Origin of the sequence: Streptomyces sp. NBC_01520, from assembly GCF_045040375.1 — a bacterium.
Classification (GTDB): Bacteria; Actinomycetota; Actinomycetes; order Streptomycetales; family Streptomycetaceae; genus Streptomyces.
The window spans coordinates 105,869-124,669 of record NZ_CP109404.1; the positions used below are offsets into that span (position 1 = coordinate 105,869).

Consider the following 18,801-nt stretch of genomic DNA (forward strand, 5'->3'; position numbering starts at 1 on the left):
GTCGTGGTGTCAGCAGCGCCCTGCGCGGTTGCGGTCGGGGAGGTCGGGTGTGGCGGCGCGGCGGCGGCTGCCGGGGAGGGGCGGGCCGCGTCGCGTACTCGATGTGATGTGCCCGGCTCCCGTCCCCGGGTTGTGGTGGTCCCGGGGGCGGGGGCCGGGCGCGCTGCGGGTTTCCGTGCCGCCTGCGGCTCAGCGTGCCTGCCCCGCCGGCGCCGGCGGCAGGATCCGCGGCGTGACTATGTGGACGGGCGGCGGCGCGGGAACACGTGACCGGCCGGGTGCAGGGGCCGGATCAGCGGATCTCGGTGACCCGGCGTTCCTTCAGGGCGGCGCAGTTGGAGTTCTCCACGGACACGTACACGTTGGCGATGTTGCCGCCCCAGCTCACGCAGTGGCCCTTGCCGTAGACGTAGGCCGGCCCGGCGTAGGAGGTGTAGTTCCCGTAGTCGTCGGCCCATTCGTCGGTGTCGGGGACGTAGATGTACACGGACATGCTCTTGGCCGTGCCCGGGTTGGTGCGGATCGTGGCGACACAGTTCTTGCCGTTGGAGGAGTTGTACGTCAGGTAGACGGTGCCGAGCGAGCCGACGGGCACCGAGTTCACGGTCTTGTAGGCGCTGCCGCAGACGCCCTGCGGGGTGACGTTGGGTGCGGCGGAGGCGGTCGTGCTGAGCGCGGCCGTGGCACCCACGGCCAGCGCGGCGACCGCACCGGCACTGGCGATAGTACGTGTGATCCTCATATTTCCCCCTTGTGTCCCTGGGAGCGGTTTGCTCCTACTTGATGTGACCCTCGAACGGTGCGGAAGGTTGTGCCGGGTTCAGGCCGGGACGGGAACAGGGCGGGCGGGGTGGGGTGGTCGGGGCGGCTGGGGGTGAGTGTGGGAACGGGGGTGGGCTGTGGGGTCCGTCTGTGCGGGCCGTGCCGGTGTGCGGGGGGCTCAAGCCGGTGTCGAGGAGGGGGCCCTAGGGTCGCCGGCATGCGGATCTTCGTTACCGGCGGTGCAGGATTTATCGGGTCCCAGTACGTCAGGGCGCTGCTGTCCGGCGAGCTTCCCGGGGCGGACGGCGCCCGGGTGACTGTCCTGGACAGGCTCGGCCACGGCAGCAACATGGACAATCTCGCGCCGGTCGCGGAGCATCCCGGTTTCCGGTTCGTCCACGGTGACATCTGTGACGCGGAGCTGGTCGGGCAGACCCTGCCCGGGCACGACGTGATCGTGCACTTCGCGGCCGAGTCGCACGTCGACCGGTCCATCGACGACGCACGCCCGTTCGTGACGACGAACGTGCTCGGCACACAGGTCCTGCTGGACGCGGCCCGGCGGCACGGGACCGGGCGGTTCGTGCACGTGTCGACGGACGAGGTCTACGGTTCGATCCCGGACGGGTCGTGGACCGAGGCGCAGCCGCTGGCACCGAATTCGCCGTACGCGGCGTCGAAGGCGGGTTCCGATCTGCTGGTGCTGTCCGCGCACCGTACCCATGGTCTGGATGTCGTGATCACCCGGTGCTCGAACAATTACGGCCCTTATCAGAATCCGGAGAAGGTCATCCCGTTGTTCGTGACGAACCTTCTGCGGGGGCGGCGGGTCCCGTTGTACGGGCAGGGCGGCAATGTCCGTGAATGGCTTCATGTCGCGGACCACTGCCTGGCTGTTCAGCTGGTCCTGCGGGGCGGCCGGCCCGGTCATGTCTACAACGTCGGCGGCGGCACGGAGCTGACGAACAGGGAGCTGACCGGGCGTCTGCTGGAGAGCTGCGGGGCGGGGTGGGACAGGGTCGAGCGGGTCGCCGACCGGCTCGGCCACGACCAGCGGTACTCCCTGGACATGAGCAAGATACGGGACGAGCTGGGTTTCGCCCCGCGGCAGTCGTTCGAGACGGGCCTCAAGGCCACGGTCGAGTGGTACAGGGAAAACACCTCCTGGTGGAACGGGTAGGAATCCCGGGGTACTTCGGTGTCCCCGGCGCCGGACTGTTCCCCGGGCGGCCGGGCATTCCGGGGATTCCGGGGATTCTGCCGGGAGGGTTTTCTGTCGCACGGAAGATTTTCTTCACACATTCAAAAAGGGTGTTCTCCGGGGTGCTGCCCTGGTGTGTTCTCCGGATTGTCCGGTGCGGTCCTGCGGCCGTTCCGGGCCCCGGCCTCGCAGAAATGAACAAGGGTGATAGATATGGCCGACCGGAAGTTACCGGCGACCGGCAGGAAAGTGCGGCCGGTGCGCTGTGCCGGGGGCCTGCCCGGGAAGGACGGCTCCGGGGCCGCCGAAGGCGGTGCGGCCGCCGCCCCCGGGGATCCGGTCTCCCTGCCCCGTGGCGCCTGCACGGGCAGCGTGACCGTCACCTCTGTGCTGACTGACACCGGGCGGCCCCCGCACCTTCGCCCTCACCCGCACCTGCACCCCGTTCCGGTCCGGGTCATGGTCCCGGTCCGCTCCCCCATCCGAACAAGGAGTTCCCTGCGATGACCGATCAGATGACACTGGCACCCCCCGTCAGGGCGCGCCGGGCCGGACTCGTCCTGGCGGTGTGCTGCCTGGGGCAGCTGATCGTGATCCTCGACGCCTCGATCGTGAACGTCGCGATCCCCTCGATCCAGAACGCCCTGGACTTCACACCGGGCAGCCTGACCTGGGTGTACAACGGGTACCTGATCCCGTTCGCGGGGTTCCTGCTGCTCTCCGGGCGAATGGTCGACCTGTTCGGCGGGCGGCGTCTGCTCCTGGTGGGGACGGGCGTGTTCACGGTGTTCAGCTTCGTCGGCGGTATCGCGCCGAACGCGGCGACCCTGGTCCTGGGCCGTGCCGGGCAGGGCTTCGGCGGTGCGATCATCGCGTCCGCGACGCTGGCCGTGCTGAGCTCCACGTTCACCGAGCCCGTCGAGCGGGCCAAGGCGTTCGCCCTGTGGGGTGCGGCGTCCGGGAGCGGCGGGGCGATCGGTGTCCTGAGCGGCGGGGCGATCGTGGAGTGGATGTCGTGGCGGTGGGTGTTCCTGGTGAACCTGCCGCTGGGCCTGCTGATCGCGGGCATGACACTCATGTCGGTCACCACCGCCTCCGGCGGTGCCCTGCGCAAGAAGGCCAAGCTGGACGTGCTGGGGTCCCTGTCGGTCACCCTGGGGATCGCCGCGCTCGTCTACGGGCTCGCCGAGGGACAGCACTACGGATGGGGATCGGCGCGTATCGTCACCTCGCTGACGACCGGTGTGGTCCTGCTCGCGGTGTTCGTGCTGGACCAGGCGAAACTGGCCGAGCAGCCGCTGATGGAACTGAGCCTGTTCCGTAACCGGTCGGTGTGGGCGGCCAACCTCACGATGCTGGCCTTCGGGGCGGCACTGCCCACGATGTTCTACTTCCTGACCCTGCTCTACCAGACGGTCCTCCACTACAGTGCCATCCGCACCGGGCTGGCGTTCCTGCCGCTCACGGTGTTCGCGTTCATCGGCGCGGCCGCGTCCTCGGGTGTGGCACCGCGGACCGGTCCCCGGCCGATGATGCTGGTCGGTCTCCTGCCGATGATCGCCGGGCTGGTGTGGCAGTCCGCCGCCGACGAGAACGCCTCCTACCTCACCGATCTGCTGGGCCCGACCCTGCTGTTCGGCCTGGGCCTGGGCATCGTGGTCACCTCGGTCGCGGGCGCGGCGACGGCGGGGGTACCGGAGGACAAGCACGGCCTGGCCTCGGGTGTGCTGAACACCTCGCAGTCGCTGGGCGGAGCGGCCGGCCTCGCGATCATGGTCGCCCTGGCACAGACCCGTACCGCGGACGTCGCCGGTGACGGTCCCCCCGACGCCCACGCGTTCGTGTCCGGTTACGGAGTCGCGTTCCTCGCGACCGGGGTCCTGCTCGCCCTCAGCCTCGCGGCCGCGGCAGCGGTCCCCCGCGGGACCCGGTAACCGGCAGAGCCGGCAGGTCCCCGGGTACGCCGGTCCGGCGGGTCGGTCCGGCCGGTGGTCCACCGGCTGACAGCTCCGGCAGGTCCGGCAGGTCCAGCAGGTCCGGCAGGTCCGGCAGGTCCGGCAGGTCCCCGGGTACGCCGGTCCGGCAGGTCGGTCCGGCCGGTGGTCCACCGGCTGACAGCTCCAGCAGGTCCGGCAGCTCCAGCAGGTCCAGCAGGTCTTGGCATGCAGGTTGCAGGCGGCGAGAAGCCCGCCCGGTCCCCCGGGCGGGCTTCTCGCTGTCACCGGCCGGCCCGCAGACACAGAGACGGGCGGGAACGGTCCGGGAGCGGCGGCGGGCCGGACGGGGACCGGCCAGGAGACCGGACCGGGAAGCGGACCAGGGGCAGTTGGGGCTGCGGCCAGGGACCGGGCACGCAAACGGGCGGGGCGGACGGGCCCGGAAGAGGCTGTGGGCTGGCGTCGGGGCCGGGAGACGGGATGCGGACAGTGCGGACAGTGCGGACAGTGCAGGCTGGCGGGGCTGGCGGGGCGGGCGGGGCGGAACAGTTCGGTGCGGGCGGGTCTTCCCCGAAGGGCGCCGTACGTACGGGGCCGTGACGGGCCGCCCCCGGCACGGTGTGCGGTCGCGGAGACCCGCACCACACAAACGCAGAACCTGACGGCCCACATGGACCGGCGGAGAATCCTCGCCGCACAAAACCGTCAGGCCCGGGCGCCGCGCAGCACGTTCACCAGGCGGCAGCCGCGACCGGTCGTGCACCAGCCGTCCTGGACACCGCACACGGACCTGGTCCCCTCCTCGCCACCCGGCGGCAGCCCCGGACCCCGGCGACGCCCGCACCCTACGCCCCGCCCGGCAGCCAGACTGCGACCGCGACAGCAAAGACGCATCCGGCAAACAAGCCCTCCTGGAAGGGGTGATGATCCCGCCCCGGAAACGGCGTACCCGGTGGCGTGACAGTTCCAGGCCGTCCGGTACGCCCTCACGCCGTCCGGAAGCCGGCTGCAGGAACAGCAGTCCTGCCGCCTTGCCCTGCGAGGTTGCCGCCGGGATCCGGCCGCCCGCCAAAGCGGCGATCCTCCGGGCCGGCTCACAGCGGATGAACCGTGCGGGCACGGCCGAGCGGTCACCGACGGGGCGGCGCAGCCGGCACCCTGCCCGCCATCGCCTCCCCCGGTCTTGGACCGTCACCTTCCATCCCCGCCTGTCCGACCCGGCCCTCGCCCCTCCCCAGTACCAGTACCGGCACCGAGGCCGGTGCCGGTGAAGTCAGGTACGCGGGTTCGCCCACGCCCCCCGGGGGGTGCCGCCCCAGGTACGCGGGTTCGCCCACGCCCCGGGGGTGCCGCCCGTGCGGCTACCGGTCATAGCCGGGTCAGGCTCCCGGGAACACATTGCTGCGACGGTGACGGCGCCACCGTACGGACGGGCTCGGCCGGTTCACCACAAGCCGGGAGCCGGACACAGACCTGTACAGGTACAGGGCCACGACACGTACGACGGCCGGCGGGCGGGTGGGGCAGCGCCTGCGCCGCACCGAGGGACATGAGGACGAAGGAGCACCGGCCGTACGCGCACAGCCAAGGCAGAGGCAGAGCGCGGGAACAGCGTGTGGGCACGTGCCGGCAGGTGCGGGAGCGGAACGGGGAACGGGGGACGGGGGACGGGGGACGGGGGACGGAAACAGCAGGAGGTGCCGGGCAGGTGCTGGTGCCGGGCGGGAATGAGGCGGGTAGCTGGTGCCGGGCGGGAACTGGCGCCGCGTGTGCCGGACAGGTACAGAACGGGGCGGGAGCCGCCCGCGCCACGCGGGTACGGGAACCGGGTGCCAGGCAAATACGGGAACGGGAACGGCCTGCGCCGCACGGGAAGGGGGGCGGGGTGCCGTGCAGGAACGGGGGGCGGGGTGCCGTGCAGGAACGGGGGGCGGGGTGCCGTGCAGGAACGGGGCGGGGCGGGTGGCGGGCTCGCGCCGCGGGGCGGGGCGGGCCGTGAGGGGGCGGGGTGGCGCCCACCCGGCCTCGATCGGCGCTATAGGCGGCGTCCTTAGCCTCCGGAACATGCGAGGCATCATCTTGGCCGGCGGGACCGGCTCCCGGCTGTGGCCGGTCACCCAAGTCATGTCGAAACAGCTCATGCCTGTGTTCGACAAGCCGATGATCTACTACCCTCTGTCCACCCTGGTGCTGGCGGGCGTGCGGGACATCCTCGTCATCACCATGCCCTCCGAGCGGGACTCCTTCGAGCGGCTGCTGGGCGACGGGTCACAGCTGGGCCTGCAGATCCAGTACGCGACGCAGCCCAGCCCCGGAGGCATCGCGCAGGCGTTCCTGATCGGGGCGGACTTCATCGGGGACGAACCGGTCGCGCTCATCCTCGGCGACAACATCTTCCACGGCGTCGGCCTCGGGGACCAGCTGAAGGCGCACTCCCGTCCCCGGGGCGGGCACATCTTCGCCTACCCGGTGGCGAACCCGAGCGCGTTCGGTGTCCTGGACTTCGACCGCGAGGGACGCGTCCTGTCCATCGAGGAGAAACCCGCACACCCCAAATCGAGGTACGTGGTACCCGGGCTCTACTTCTACGACAACCGTGTCGTCGAGATCGCCGGGTCCCTGCGGCCCAGCGCGCGCGGCGAACTGGAGATCACCGAGGTCAACCAGGCCTACCTGCGCCGCGGTGAACTCTCCGTGACCGTCCTGGACCGCGGTACCGCGTGGCTGGACACCGGGACGTTCGCCTCGATGGTGCAGGCCTCGGAATTCGTCCGGGTCATCGAGGAACGCCAGGGACTGAAGATCGGCTGCGTCGAGGAAGCGGCCTGGCGCAACGGGCTCATCGGCGACGACCGGCTGCGTGAACTCGCCCGGCCGCTCATGCCCAGCGGCTACGGAACCTACCTCACCGGGCTCCTGGACGCCGCCGCCGAAGACATCCAGCAGCCCCACCCCGCCCCGCACGACACCCGGCCCACCACCCCCGCCGCAGACACCCTCCCCGCCCCCGCGCAGGAGACCCTGCCCGCCACCCCCACCGGACAGAACCGGCAGCCCGCCCCCGCCGGGGAAACCCTCCCCGCCCCCGCCGGGCAGAACCGGCAGCCCCTGCCCGCCGGACAGACCCGGCCGGGAGCCGCGGCCGAAGAGGCCTGGCAGCCGGTCCCGGTCGGCGCCGGCGCCACCAGGTGAGAAGGAGACCCTGATGGAGATCGAAGAGCTCGGCATCGAGGGCGTCCACCTCGTCAGGCCACAGGTCCACGAAGACCCGCGCGGCGCGTTCCTGGAACTGTTCGCCGCCCACCGCCTGGCCGCCCGGACCGGCCGCCCCATGAACGTGGCACAGGTCAACTGCTCCGTATCCCGGCGCGGCACGATCCGCGGGATCCACCTCACCGCGGCCCCGCCCGGCGAAGCGAAGTACGTCACCTGCGTGAGCGGCACGGTCATCGACGTCGTCGTCGACGTCCGCGTCGGCTCACCCACCTACGGCCGGTCCCTCGCCGTCGAGCTGGACGACCGCCGGCGCCACGCCCTGTACATCGCCGAAGGCCTCGGCCACGGCTTCGCCGCCGTCAGCGACACCGCCGTCGTCACCTACCTGTGCGACAACACCTACACCCCCGGCACAGCGATCTCGATCAACCCCCTGGACCCGCAGCTCGCCCTGCCCTGGCCCCCCATCAACAACATCATCCTGTCCGACAAGGACAGGAACGCACCGACACTCGCCCAGACCGAAGCCCTGGGCGTCCTGCCCCGCTACGACGACCTGCGCACCCGGACACCGGCCCGGCCGCACGGGTGACCCGGCGTCACCCACCGGCGCACACACCGACACCAGGAACAGGAACAGGAACACTCATGAACAGGCACATCGCCTTCCTGAACATCCCCGCGGCCGGTCACGTCACCCCGACCCTGGGCGTCGTCGAAGAACTCGTCAAACGCGGACACAAGGTCAGCTACCTCGCCGCGGACGCCGTCGCCGAACGCATCGCCGCCACCGGCGCCGACATCATCCCCTACACCTCCACCCTCGACCCCCGCACGATCGCACCGACCGGCGCACAGGACTGGCTGGCCCGCGTCCTGCTCGGCGCGGTCCGTGAAGCGGCCGCCACCGCACCCTCACTCGAAGCCCACTTCGGCGACGACCTCCCCGACTGCCTCGTCTACGACATCTCCATGCAGTTCCTGGGCCGCGTCATGTCCCGCAAACTCGGCATCCCCGGCATCCAGCTCTACCCCGTCCTGGCCTCCCACCAGTACTTCACCGAAGCCCAGGACGCAGCCCAGGGACTGTTCGGCGACCTCACCCGCGAACTCCGCGCGTTCGCCGACTCCCACGGCCTGCACGACGTCCCCCTGGACGACCTCATGTCCGACGCACCCCGCAACATCTCCTTCATGCCACGCGAGTTCCAGTCCGACGCCGACACCTTCCCCGAAGACCAGTACACGTTCGTCGGGATCCCCATGCGCGAAAGCGACCTCCAGGGCACCTGGCGGCCCGCCAACGACAACCCCGTCGTCCTGATCTCCCTGGGCACAACCTTCAACACCCAGCCCGAATTCTTCGCGATGTGCGCCCGCGCCTTCGAAGGACTGCCCTGGCACGTCGTCATCGCCGCCGGCCCCGGCGTCGACCTCGAAGCCGTCGGCGAACTCCCCCCCAACGCCGAGATCCACCCCTGGCTCACCCTCCAGGCCGTCCTCGAACACGCCGGAGCGTTCGTCTGCCACGGCGGCGCCGGCAGCACCATGAACGCCCTCTACGCAGGAGTACCCCTCGTGTCCGTCCCACACAACGGTGACGAGGAAATGATCGCCGCGCGGACCGGCGAGCTGAACCTCGGACGTGTCCTGACCCCGTCAGAAGTCACCGCACAGTCCCTACGCGAAGCGGTCCTGGACGTCGCCGCCGACCCAGTCATCCAGACCAACGTACGCGACATGCGCCGATACATGCAGAAAGCCGGTGGCGCACCACGCGCAGCCGACACGATCCTCAACCACCTCACCACCACAACCCCGTGACCACCACCGGATGACACCACAACCCCGCGACCACCACCGCCGAGTACCCGCCACCCACCCCGCGACGAGCACCGCCGAGTACCCGCCACAACCCAGTAACCAGCACAGCCAAGTCGCCGCCACCACGTGACCAGCACACCCGGCCGACCGCCACCACCCCGGTGACCGCCACCACCCGGCAGCCAGCACAGCCACGTGGCAGCCACCACCACGTGACCACCACACCCGAATGACCGTCACCACCCGGTGACGGGCACCACCAAAATGACCGACCCGGCCCCGCAGGAGACAGAAATGAACTCACACGACCTCACCACCAAGCTCGTCCCCCACGACCTGTACCTGGAGATCCAGCAGTTCTACGCACTCCAGCTCAAGATCCTCGACCGCGGCGACGGCGCGCAGTGGGCCCGTACCTTCACCCCCGACGGTGTGTTCCAGGCCGCCGACATGCCCGACCCCCTGGTCGGCCGCGACGTCCTGACCAACGCGATCACACACCAGAGCGTCATGCACGAAGGACTCATCCTGCGCCACTGGGTCGGACAGCTCACCGTCGAACAGCTCGACGACAACACCGTCCGCGCCCAGAGCTACGTCATGGTCTACGTCGTCCCCAACCGGACCCTCCTCGACGGAGACGTCCACTTCCGCCACCACACCCTCTGCGACGACGAACTCGTCCGCACCGACGGAACCTGGCTCGTACGCAACCGGTTCGTGACCACCGACGGCGCCTACAAGTAAACCCCGCACACCCGGCACACACCCACGCAGCACAAGGACCCGCACAACACCCGGAACCGCAACACCCACAACACCCGCAGGACCGGAACCACACGGAACCCACAGCACCCGGACCGCACAACGCAGAACCGGCACGACGCGGAACCGCAGGACCGGGACGGCAGGACCGGGACGGCAGGACCGGGACGGCAGGACCGGGACGGCAGGACCGGGACGGCACAACGCAGGACCGGGACGGCACAACGCAGGACCGGGACGGCACAACGCAGGACCGGTGAAAACACCGCCCAAACGACCGCACCGGTACGGGTCCGTGCCCGCACACTCCCGTACCGGTGCGCCCAGGGTGCCGGTGAAGTCCGGGTGCCGGCGCGGGCTGCGGTGCCCGTGCCCCCGGGTACCGGTGAAGACCGGGTACCGGTGAAGACCGGGTACCGGTGCCCCCGGGTACCGGTGAAGACCGGGTACCGGTGAAGACACCAGCACAGGTGCTGGCGCGGGCTGCGGTACCGGTGAACACACCAGAACCGGGGTACGGGCACCAGCACCGGCACCGTCCGGGCCGCAGAGCACGGACCGGGCAGCGCCCAGGGGCGGGTTGTCACCGACGGCATCACCCGGCCTTCCGACGGTACCTGGCATCCGGTCCCCTCGTCCGCCGATCCGCTGCCCACAGGCGGATACACCGGCACCCGTGTGACCGGACACCTCTACCGGCACCGCACCGCCGGCACCGCATGGGTACCCGTGCCCGTACTCCCACCACCGGCCCGCGTCACCCACGCACAAACCCCACCCCCGCCCACCACCGACACCCCTGCCCGCCCCACCACCCACACCCTGCCCACCGGGCGCCCCCACCCACCGAGGGAACCACACACATGATCCCCCTCTTCAAAGTAGCCATGTCCCACCAGGCATCCGCACTCGTCGGCCAGGTCCTGGACAGCGGCTACATCGGCCAGGGCACCAAAGTCGACGAACTCGAACACGCCCTCGCCCAACGCCTGGACAACCCCCGCGTCCTGACCGTCAGCAGCGCCACCGCCGGACTCCACCTCGCCCTCCACCTCGTCGCAACCGAAACCCCCCACGACGGCGAAGTCCTCGCCACCGCCCTGACCTGCACCGCCACGAACTGGCCCATCCTCGCCAACAACATGCGCATCCGCTGGGTCGACACCGACCCCGACACCCTCAACCTCGACCTCGACGACCTCGCCCGGAAAATCACCCCCACCACCCGCGCGATCGTCCTCGTCCACTGGGGCGGCTACCCCGTCGACCTCGACCACCTCAACCGCATCCTCGACCAGGCCGAACACGACCACGGCAACCGCCCCCGCGTCATCGAAGACTGCGCCGACGCCTGGGGCGCCACCTACAAAAACACCCCCCTCGGCGGCCACGGCAACATCGCCGTCTACAGCTTCCAGGCCGTCAAACACCTCACCACCGGCGACGGCGGCCTCCTCGTCCTGCCCGACGACGACCTCCTCGAACGCGCCCGCCGCCTCCGCTGGTACGGCATCGACCGCGACAGCGGACCCAACCGCTTCAAAAACGACATCCCCGAATACGGCTACAAAGCCAACATGAACGACATCAACGCCACCATCGGCCTCGCCAACCTCACCCTCGCCGACACCAACCTCGAAAAACACCGCGCAAACGCCGCCTACTACGACACCGAACTCGCCCACACCCCCGGACTCCAACTCACCCAACGCAAACCCGACCGCAACCCCTCCTTCCTCTACTACACCCTCAAAGTCGAAAACCGCACCGCCTTCACCCACCACCTCAACCAAAACGGCATCACCACCAGCGAAATCCACCACCGCAACGACCACTACACCACCACCCACCCCTACACCACCCCCCTCCCCCAACTCGACACCCTCACCCACCAACACATCTCCATCCCCGTCGGCTGGTGGCTCACCCCCACCCACCTCAAACACATCACCCACACCATCAAAACCGGCTGGTAACACAAACAAAAAGAAAAGACACAACCCACCACCACAACCCAACAGCCAAAGCCCCACCAACAAGCAACCCACAAAACAAACACACCATCAGAACCAACAAATCACCCAGCCAAGCAAACACACCATCAAACTCAAAGACCTGAGAGAACAACCCGAATCCAGGCTCAGATTCAGGATCAGATTCAGGTTCGGTGAGAATGCCTCGCCCGAACCAGGCATCTCAGCCTGAACCAGATACCTTCAATGCTCCTCAGGACGAACGGCAGACCAAGGACCTAACACACACCACAAGCCCACACCCACCGACCAGCACCGGTGAGGGCTGTGAGTATCTGCTGGTAGGCCGGGTGGTCCGGCACGTCAGGGCGGGGCGTCTCCTCGACGGGATCAGGTCGGGGAATGGCAAGGAGAGTCTTGCGGGTGATGCGCAGGTTCTCGCTTTCCGCGTCGAGTTCGCCGAGGTGGGCAGTGAGGTCCTCGATACGGGAGCGGAGCTGTCCAGCCTGTTCGCCCAGTTCGCGCTCGCGGGCCTCGACGTAGGCCAGGACGGCGCTGATCTGCGGGTTTTCGGTCACGGTGTCCTCCAGGCGGGGATGGTGGCGCCGGTGAGGCGGCGGGCCGTCACGGAGGTCATCGCCCAGAAAACGCGGGAGCGGGAGCTGGCGGGTCGGTGTTCGTAGTCGCGGACCAGCCGCCGGTAGAACATCAGGATCCCGTTCGCCTGCTCCACCACCCAGCGCTTGGCCTGCGGGACAAAGCCCGTGTCAGCGGGGTTGCGTTCGACGATCTCGACGTCGATGCCGTACTGCTTGCCGTGGTCGACGACGCTCTTCTTGAATCCCTGGTCGACCAGGGGGATTTACGCACCGCGTCCGTCTGGGCGGCCACGCCGTCCAGCAGTGCGATACCGGCGGCGTTGTCGTGCGCACTGGCCGGCAGGACGGCGACTGCGACGACCAGGCCCAATACGTCCACGGCCAGGCATCTCTTGCGCCCCGGCACCTTCTTCGCCGGATCCTTGCCCGTCGTGGTGGCCGGAACGCCGACGGCGGCATGAATACTCTGCGTGTCCAGGATGACCAGGCTCGAGTCGGCTAATTGCCGCCTCTTCTCCCGCAGTTGCCACAGCAACAGATCTTGGATGGTCTGGTCGGTGCCGTCGTCACGCCACTTGTAGAAGTAGTACTCGCCGCGCCGGCGGGCGGCAGGTCATGAGGGAGCAGGATCCCACTGGCAGCCGCTGCGGTTCTGGTACAGGATCGCGTTCACGATCCCCCGCATCGCGTATCTGCCCTGGTGGCCACTGACCGACGGGGTGCCCGGCCTTCCATGCCGTGGTCACGGGCTCGACCAGGGCCCACTGCGCGTCGGAGACGTCACTCGAGTACGGCTTGCGACCACTCATCCAAGCGAATCCCGAACACTTGACCGGCAACGATGCCCCAACGTCACCCCATCGAGCGATGACAAGCCAGGCATAGGATCGTGTACCGCACTCTGAGTGTAGGTTTTGGGCGGGTTGGGCGCTGCGGAGGGCGGCGCCGTCGACGAAGGGGGTCAGCGCCGCCAGCAGCTCCGGGACCGGGTCCGGTGCCCGGCCGGTGGTCCGGCGGCGGTAGCCCTTTCCCCGGCACGCGGCTTGGACCCCCGATGCAAGGTTCCGAGCCAGGCTCCAACTTCTTTTCGTCCAGGGAGAGGGTGCGCTCCGTCGATAAGTTGGGCTGGGCCGGGCGCAGGGGTGCGCGGCCCGTTGCCCTGTGCGGCGTCTGGATGCCCGGGAGGGCGCGCTGTCAATCGGGAATGCGGGACAGGACCGCCTCCAAGCTGGCAAGTCGTCCTCGTCTCCGGTCACCTTCGCCTGCGCCCGCAGCAGCCGTTGACCGCCACCTCATCCGCTCGCCTGGTTGTGTAGGAGCCAATCGCGTACCGAAGAGCGATTGCGCCTCAGGTGATACCCGGCTCCGGAGCCGCCGGACTTATCACCGTGTGCCGACCGTGGATCTGCGGCTGCAACCTCGGCTCGTCGCAAGGACGATGCACGGGAATCCGCCGATTGACTCTTCCTGTTGGCGCAGATGAATCCTCACCCCTGGCTCAGTGGTCGCAAGTTGTAGGGTCTCTCCGACCGCACCGCTCAAGATCAGCAGGAGGACTTCTCTGTTTCGCCTGGGGCGACGCACCTTGACCGCACTGACTACCCTGGGGTTAAGTGCTGCACATACCCTCACAGCCAACTCCGCGGCACAAGCCGCCCCACTTCCCTGGGAAAAGGGAAAGTTACTGGGAGCACTTTCACCAGCACAGGTGAAAGCCGAGTTGAGGGCACGGGCGGCGCCGCAACTGTCGACCGCCATCGAGGAAACTGCCCCCGTCTGCTCCGACATGCCCGCGAGGACAGTGTCCTCCACGGCCGGGCCGGGAGTGCTGTGCACGCACATCGCGCCTCATTCACCACGAATATCCTCAGTCCTGGGAGAGCCAGCCCATGAAGAGGACCAGGGATCGGGCGACAACACGGTTTCCAGCTGTTCCGTGGTTCCCAACACGTGGACCGCGAGGAGGCTTTCATACTGCTATAACATGAACGTCGTTTCCACGTTCACCGACATTAAGACAGGTGTAGTCAGCACTGCCACCTTCATTCTCACCGGACAGGCGACCTTGAAGCCAAGGTCGGGCTCCTGGAAGGAAGATGGACTCATTACAATGATTTCCGGTGGCGGCGCCCTGGCCAGCACCGTCGTCAAATTCACGGCGGACTGTTCCTCACCCTGCTCTGCTCAGCAAGACAACCCTCTTCTGGCGAGCACCGGGGTGCTAATGACGCCCGGAGCGAGTGCGGCGTCCATCATCTCTTATACCGACTCTCCGGCATCTGGTGCCGAACACTTCCCCGTACCCAGTTACACCTTCACAGCCCCGCCGCCTCGTGGCGCAACGGCCACGGTGCCTGCGGTGTGGTCGTCTCTCAGTCGGGTTCGATGCGACAAGACCATGGAGAAGAACACTGTGACGGGGTGCGTCGTAAGCAGCGTGCGCCCGGTTTTTCGATCTTCCCATCGACGACAAGTACGGGGCCGCAGCAGCAGGCTACGCCTGGGCGCAGCTGCACCTCAGCGACCACCCCGGAGCCACTGACAGCCCGCCGACACGCCTGGATGACAAAACTCGCGATCCGAACCAACACGTGTGAGGAGGGCTCGACTGTTTCGTTCGTCAGAGACGACAGCCTCGTGCCGACGGACTCCTGCGACGAGTACCCCTTCGCCGACACGTACGAGGGCGGAACAAATGGCGGCTTGTGTGCTGAGATCGTCCCACTACTCGAAAACGGATCGTGGAATTTCTACGAGTTCGATCCCTCGCGGCCTGTGACGAAGAACGAACCCTGCATACGCGCCCACGTACCGCTCCAGCAGAACACGGATGCCGGAGCGAAGTACAGCGGTTTCATCTCAAGCCAGCACGTGATTGACGGTGAGAAGTTCACTGCCAATCTGCATTTCTGACAGAATCAGTACGGCCACCCCATCCCATTTCCGCAAAGGAGAAGACCCAGTGAATACGTCGCCGGAACCTGACATGGCGCCGGAACGCGCGGTTCTCGAGATGGGGTTGCCTTCGTTCTGCCTGACCTACGTCCGGGACACCTCGCCGGCAGAGATATTGCTGCGGCTCGGCGCACAGGAAACAACATGTGCGTTGTTGACTCTGAACACATCCGAAAATCTGGTGGATCACACAAACCCAGGAAGCCTGCTGCGCTTCGGCACACTGGGAAGCTGGACCTTCTGCCTCGAGACCTGGGGAATCCAGGCGGGGAGCAATTCTGGTCTGGCCAGACTGACATCGGGCACCATAGCCCTCAGCTACCTCAGCGGCGGTGACGGCATGGATATCGTCCAGAGCTGGAAAGAGGCACAGCCCGTCGAACTTTTCGAACCAGGCTCTTTCGGATCACTGCGCGCTCACCAAGACCACCCGCTCTGGGATGCTGCTCAAAGCCATCGGAACGCGCTGGCCGATCCGAATCGGCCCGAAGCCGCGCACGAATCGTCCCTCAAGGCCATTCACGACCAGGTACAGGCACACCTCACCCCGGAGCTGGTCGGTCAGGCACTGCCCTCAGTCTGGCTACCCGAGACATCCGCTACGCGCAGCAGTACCGCGCACCTACCCCTAGTGGCCCCACAGCCGCCTCGCCGCCCCCTCGGAGCCCTCCTCGGCACGCTCCAACCGCCCTCCGCGGGCACCGGACCAGACCCCGCCCCGTAGCGACGAGCTTGGGCAGAAGCCTTCCGCGCCGCCGCGGCAGAGGGAGCAAGCGCAGCAATCGAGGCGCCCATCTGCTGGAAGCACCGCAACCCCGCAGCGCTGCGCAGCCACACGGACGAGACCATGCCCAGTACTGGGTGGCTCGCGAGAAACACTGCAACGCCGCTACTTCCTGATGCGCAAGACAGCAGCGGCTGCGGGGGCCTGCTCGCCGGTTCGAGGGGCCTTGCATGCCAGCTGGACACCGGCATCGTTCCACCGTCCCGGCCGTGAGCGCGAACTTCTCTGTTCCCCCAGCCGCGCCGACCGACATTGTGGCGCTGCTGCATCGGATGTCGCAGGATCAGGCAAACGCATGTCAGCTCCTGGGCCAGCATGCACTGCTGGCGGATGGCAGGCTTGCAACCGCACGCTTTTTCCGGGGGGCCGAAGGGGTCGGCGACTGCAACCTACAGACCGGTCTTGCGCTCTTGTGCGGGGCAACTCGCGCGAGGTGGGCATACGGGTTGGAGGCCGGGTGTCCGGCCTTCCATGCCGTGATCACGGGCTCGACGGGGGCCCACTGCGCGTCGGAGACGTCACTCGAGTACGGCTTGCGACCACTCATCCCACCACCCAAGCGAATTCCGAACATTTGAGCGGCAACAATGCCTCAACGTCACCCCATCGAGCGATGACAAGCCAGGCATGAGATCGCATACCACACTCTGAGAGCCCTCACCTCACACACAGGAAACAACCCTCCCAGTGCGGAAGCGCGCTCAGAATCCGATGCCGCACACACGAAGCCGGCACACACTCCTCAGGGCCAGGAAAGACATAGGTCCGCTCGGTGTCGCCGGTCGGCACGAAGTTCTCGACCATGTCCTGGAACCGGTGCAGGTATTGCTGGGCGTAAGGAGGGTCGTACCCCAGATCGCTCCAGCGGTGGCGGTTCAACGCGAGCGCGGTCGTACGCAGCACGAATGCCTTCGACCTGGCGCGCCGCCTCGAAGTGGTACCCCACGCGATGTCCCGCAGGTCGAATCCGACGCACCCGCGTCCCATCACGTTCTGGTCCTGCAGCGCCAGAAGGCCTGCGAAGCGGAAGTCCCACTCGTCATCCGCGAGTTCGGACACCGCCAGCATCAGGACGTCGATGAAGACCTCGGTACCACCGTTGGACAGGCACAGACTCTGTTCCCCACCGCCGAATACATTCCCCATCGGGCCACGGTACGAGGCTTCGGTGCTCGAAGCCGCCCCCGTCCATGTGAACCGAACGCCCCCATGTCCAGTGGCACCCGCTACATTCCCGAAATGGTCGAACTGGACTCCCTCCCCGCCACCCGTGATGCCTACGACGCCGTCGCCACGCGCTACGCACAGCACTTCACCGGCACTCTGCGCGACCGGCCGCTGGAGCGTGCGCTGCTCGCCGCGTTCGCCGAGTCGGTACGCGCTGGTGGTGAGGGCGAGGTTGCGGATGTGGGCTGCGGGCCCGGGCATATCACCGCTCATCTGGGGCGGTTGGGACTGCGTGCCTTCGGTGTCGACGCGTCGCCCGCGATGATCGGGCTGGCTCGGGAGGCCAACCCGGAGCTGCGGTTCGAGGTGGGCTCGATGGCCGCGCTCGACATCGCGGACGGCGCGCTGGGCGGGGTACTTTCGCGATCCTCGATCATCCACATCCCACCACAGGACCTCCCGACCGTGGTCGCGGAGTTCGCCCGGGTCCTGGCCCCTGGGGGCCACCTGCTGATCAGCTGCTTCGCCACCGACGACTCCGCGATCCCGACGCAGTCCTTCGACCACTCGGTCATGACGGCCTATCGCTGGTCGCCCGACTGTCTGGCGGGGCTGCTGCGCGATGTCGGCGTGAGCGAGATCGCCCGGGTGCTCTGCGAGCCGAAGCCAACCGACAAGCGGCAATTCCAGGAGCTGCAATTGCTGGCGGCCAAGAACTGGGCCGTGTCTCTTCGGTCTAGGGCCGCTGTCTGTGGGGTGACCGATGAGTTTCACGGGCCGCTACGGTCTACCCCCTCGCAGCGATCATGACGAAAGGTGATGCGATGAGCTACGCAGAGGTCAACGGCCTGTCCCTGCACTTCGAGGAGCATGGTTCCGGTGAGCCCCTGATCCTGCTGCACGGCGGGCTGGGAGCGGGAGAGATGTTTGCGCCGCTGGTACCGGCACTGTCGGAGAGCCGCAGGGTGATCCTGGTTGATCTGCAGGGTCACGGGCGCACCGCGGACATCGACCGTCCGCTGCGCCCGGAACTGATGGCGGACGACATCGCTGCTCTGATCAAGCACCTCGGCATCGAGCAGGCCGACCTGCTGGGCTACTCCACGGGTGCGGATGTCGCACTGCGGGTCGCGATCCAGCACCCACAGGCGGTGCGCCGGCTCGTGGTCGTCTCCACGCCCTGCAAGCGGGACGGCTGGCACCCGGAAGTCATCGCCGCGATGGACCAGATGAGTGCCCAGACTGCCGACATGATGAAGCAGTCCCCGGTCTACGAGCTCTACTCCCGGATCGCGCCCAGGCCCCAGGACTGGTCTGTGCTGGTCGGCAGGACGGCCGAGCTGAAGCAGCAGGACTACGACTGGAGCGCCGAGATCTCCGCCGTCACCGCGTCGACCCTGCTGGTCTTCGGCGACGCCGATGCCATCCGTCCCGCGCACATGGTGGAGTTCTTCGCCCTGCTCGGCGGCGGGCTGAGGGATGCCGGGTTCGACGGTTCGGGCCGCTCCAGCGCCCAGTTGGCCGTCCTGCCCGGCGCCAGCCACTACGACATCCTGGCCCATCCTCACCTGCCGGCCACCATCATGCCGTTCCTGGAGTCATGACCTGAGCCAGACGA

General features: G+C 67.9%; 13 protein-coding genes and 2 pseudogenes. 11 read left to right on the forward strand and 4 right to left on the reverse strand.

Annotated elements, in window-relative coordinates; genetic code table 11:
• Window positions 1-292: 292 nt before the first annotated feature.
• Window positions 293-742, reverse strand: a complete 450-nt coding sequence (locus OG524_RS00460) for a spore-associated protein (RefSeq protein ID WP_405385915.1) — start codon at window positions 740-742, stop codon at window positions 293-295.
• A gap of 237 nt (window positions 743-979) precedes the next feature.
• On the opposite strand from OG524_RS00460, the gene rfbB reads away from it, so the two are divergent.
• The 7 genes and pseudogenes from rfbB (at window position 980) to OG524_RS00495 (ending at window position 11,681) form a co-directional block, all read left to right on the forward strand.
• Window positions 980-1,942, forward strand: coding sequence for a dTDP-glucose 4,6-dehydratase (gene rfbB / locus OG524_RS00465; RefSeq protein ID WP_405385917.1), 963 nt, complete (start codon window positions 980-982; stop codon window positions 1,940-1,942).
• A 524-nt stretch (window positions 1,943-2,466) separates the two neighbouring features.
• Window positions 2,467-3,897: an MFS transporter gene (locus tag OG524_RS00470; RefSeq protein WP_405808497.1), complete on the forward strand. Its 1,431-nt coding sequence runs from the start codon at window positions 2,467-2,469 to the stop codon at window positions 3,895-3,897.
• A 2,067-nt stretch (window positions 3,898-5,964) separates the two neighbouring features.
• Window positions 5,965-6,819 (forward strand): annotated as a pseudogene (rfbA, locus tag OG524_RS00475) (glucose-1-phosphate thymidylyltransferase RfbA); the annotation flags it as partial.
• 286 nt (window positions 6,820-7,105) lie between these two features.
• Window positions 7,106-7,708: a dTDP-4-dehydrorhamnose 3,5-epimerase family protein gene (locus OG524_RS00480; protein ID WP_405385920.1), complete on the forward strand. Its 603-nt coding sequence runs from the start codon at window positions 7,106-7,108 to the stop codon at window positions 7,706-7,708.
• A gap of 56 nt (window positions 7,709-7,764) precedes the next feature.
• A complete protein-coding gene (locus OG524_RS00485; RefSeq protein WP_405385922.1) occupies window positions 7,765-8,940 on the forward strand; it encodes a macrolide family glycosyltransferase in 1,176 nt (391 codons plus the stop codon).
• A 294-nt stretch (window positions 8,941-9,234) separates the two neighbouring features.
• Window positions 9,235-9,687, forward strand: a complete 453-nt coding sequence (locus OG524_RS00490) for a nuclear transport factor 2 family protein (RefSeq protein WP_405808500.1) — start codon at window positions 9,235-9,237, stop codon at window positions 9,685-9,687.
• 881 nt (window positions 9,688-10,568) lie between these two features.
• A complete protein-coding gene (locus OG524_RS00495; RefSeq protein ID WP_405385926.1) occupies window positions 10,569-11,681 on the forward strand; it encodes a DegT/DnrJ/EryC1/StrS family aminotransferase in 1,113 nt (370 codons plus the stop codon).
• A 275-nt stretch (window positions 11,682-11,956) separates the two neighbouring features.
• On the opposite strand, the gene OG524_RS00500 is transcribed toward OG524_RS00495, so the two are convergent.
• Window positions 11,957-12,256 carry a hypothetical protein gene (locus tag OG524_RS00500; RefSeq protein ID WP_405808502.1) on the reverse strand — a complete coding sequence of 100 codons (300 nt, stop codon included), beginning with the start codon at window positions 12,254-12,256 and terminating at the stop codon, window positions 11,957-11,959.
• A pseudogene (locus tag OG524_RS00505) lies at window positions 12,253-13,086 on the reverse strand (IS5 family transposase). Before OG524_RS00505 ends, OG524_RS00500 begins: the two are co-directional and overlap by 4 nt.
• Window positions 13,087-14,839: 1,753 nt before the next feature.
• Between OG524_RS00505 and OG524_RS00510 the strand changes: the two are divergent.
• Window positions 14,840-15,190, forward strand: coding sequence for a hypothetical protein (locus OG524_RS00510; protein WP_405808504.1), 351 nt, complete (start codon window positions 14,840-14,842; stop codon window positions 15,188-15,190).
• Window positions 15,191-15,239: 49 nt separating this feature from the next.
• A complete protein-coding gene (locus OG524_RS00515; RefSeq protein ID WP_405392983.1) occupies window positions 15,240-15,956 on the forward strand; it encodes a DUF6461 domain-containing protein in 717 nt (238 codons plus the stop codon).
• A 717-nt stretch (window positions 15,957-16,673) separates the two neighbouring features.
• On the opposite strand, the gene OG524_RS00520 is transcribed toward OG524_RS00515, so the two are convergent.
• Entirely contained in the window at window positions 16,674-17,162 is a 489-nt protein-coding gene (locus OG524_RS00520) for a hypothetical protein (protein ID WP_405392982.1), read from the reverse strand.
• A gap of 93 nt (window positions 17,163-17,255) precedes the next feature.
• Between OG524_RS00520 and OG524_RS00525 the strand changes: the two genes are divergently transcribed.
• Window positions 17,256-17,993 carry a class I SAM-dependent methyltransferase gene (locus tag OG524_RS00525; protein ID WP_405808506.1) on the forward strand — a complete coding sequence of 246 codons (738 nt, stop codon included), beginning with the start codon at window positions 17,256-17,258 and terminating at the stop codon, window positions 17,991-17,993.
• A 14-nt stretch (window positions 17,994-18,007) separates the two neighbouring features.
• Complete coding sequence (locus OG524_RS00530; protein WP_405808508.1) at window positions 18,008-18,787, forward strand: alpha/beta fold hydrolase; 780 nt, start codon at window positions 18,008-18,010, stop codon at window positions 18,785-18,787.
• The last annotated feature ends 14 nt before the right edge of the window (window positions 18,788-18,801 follow it).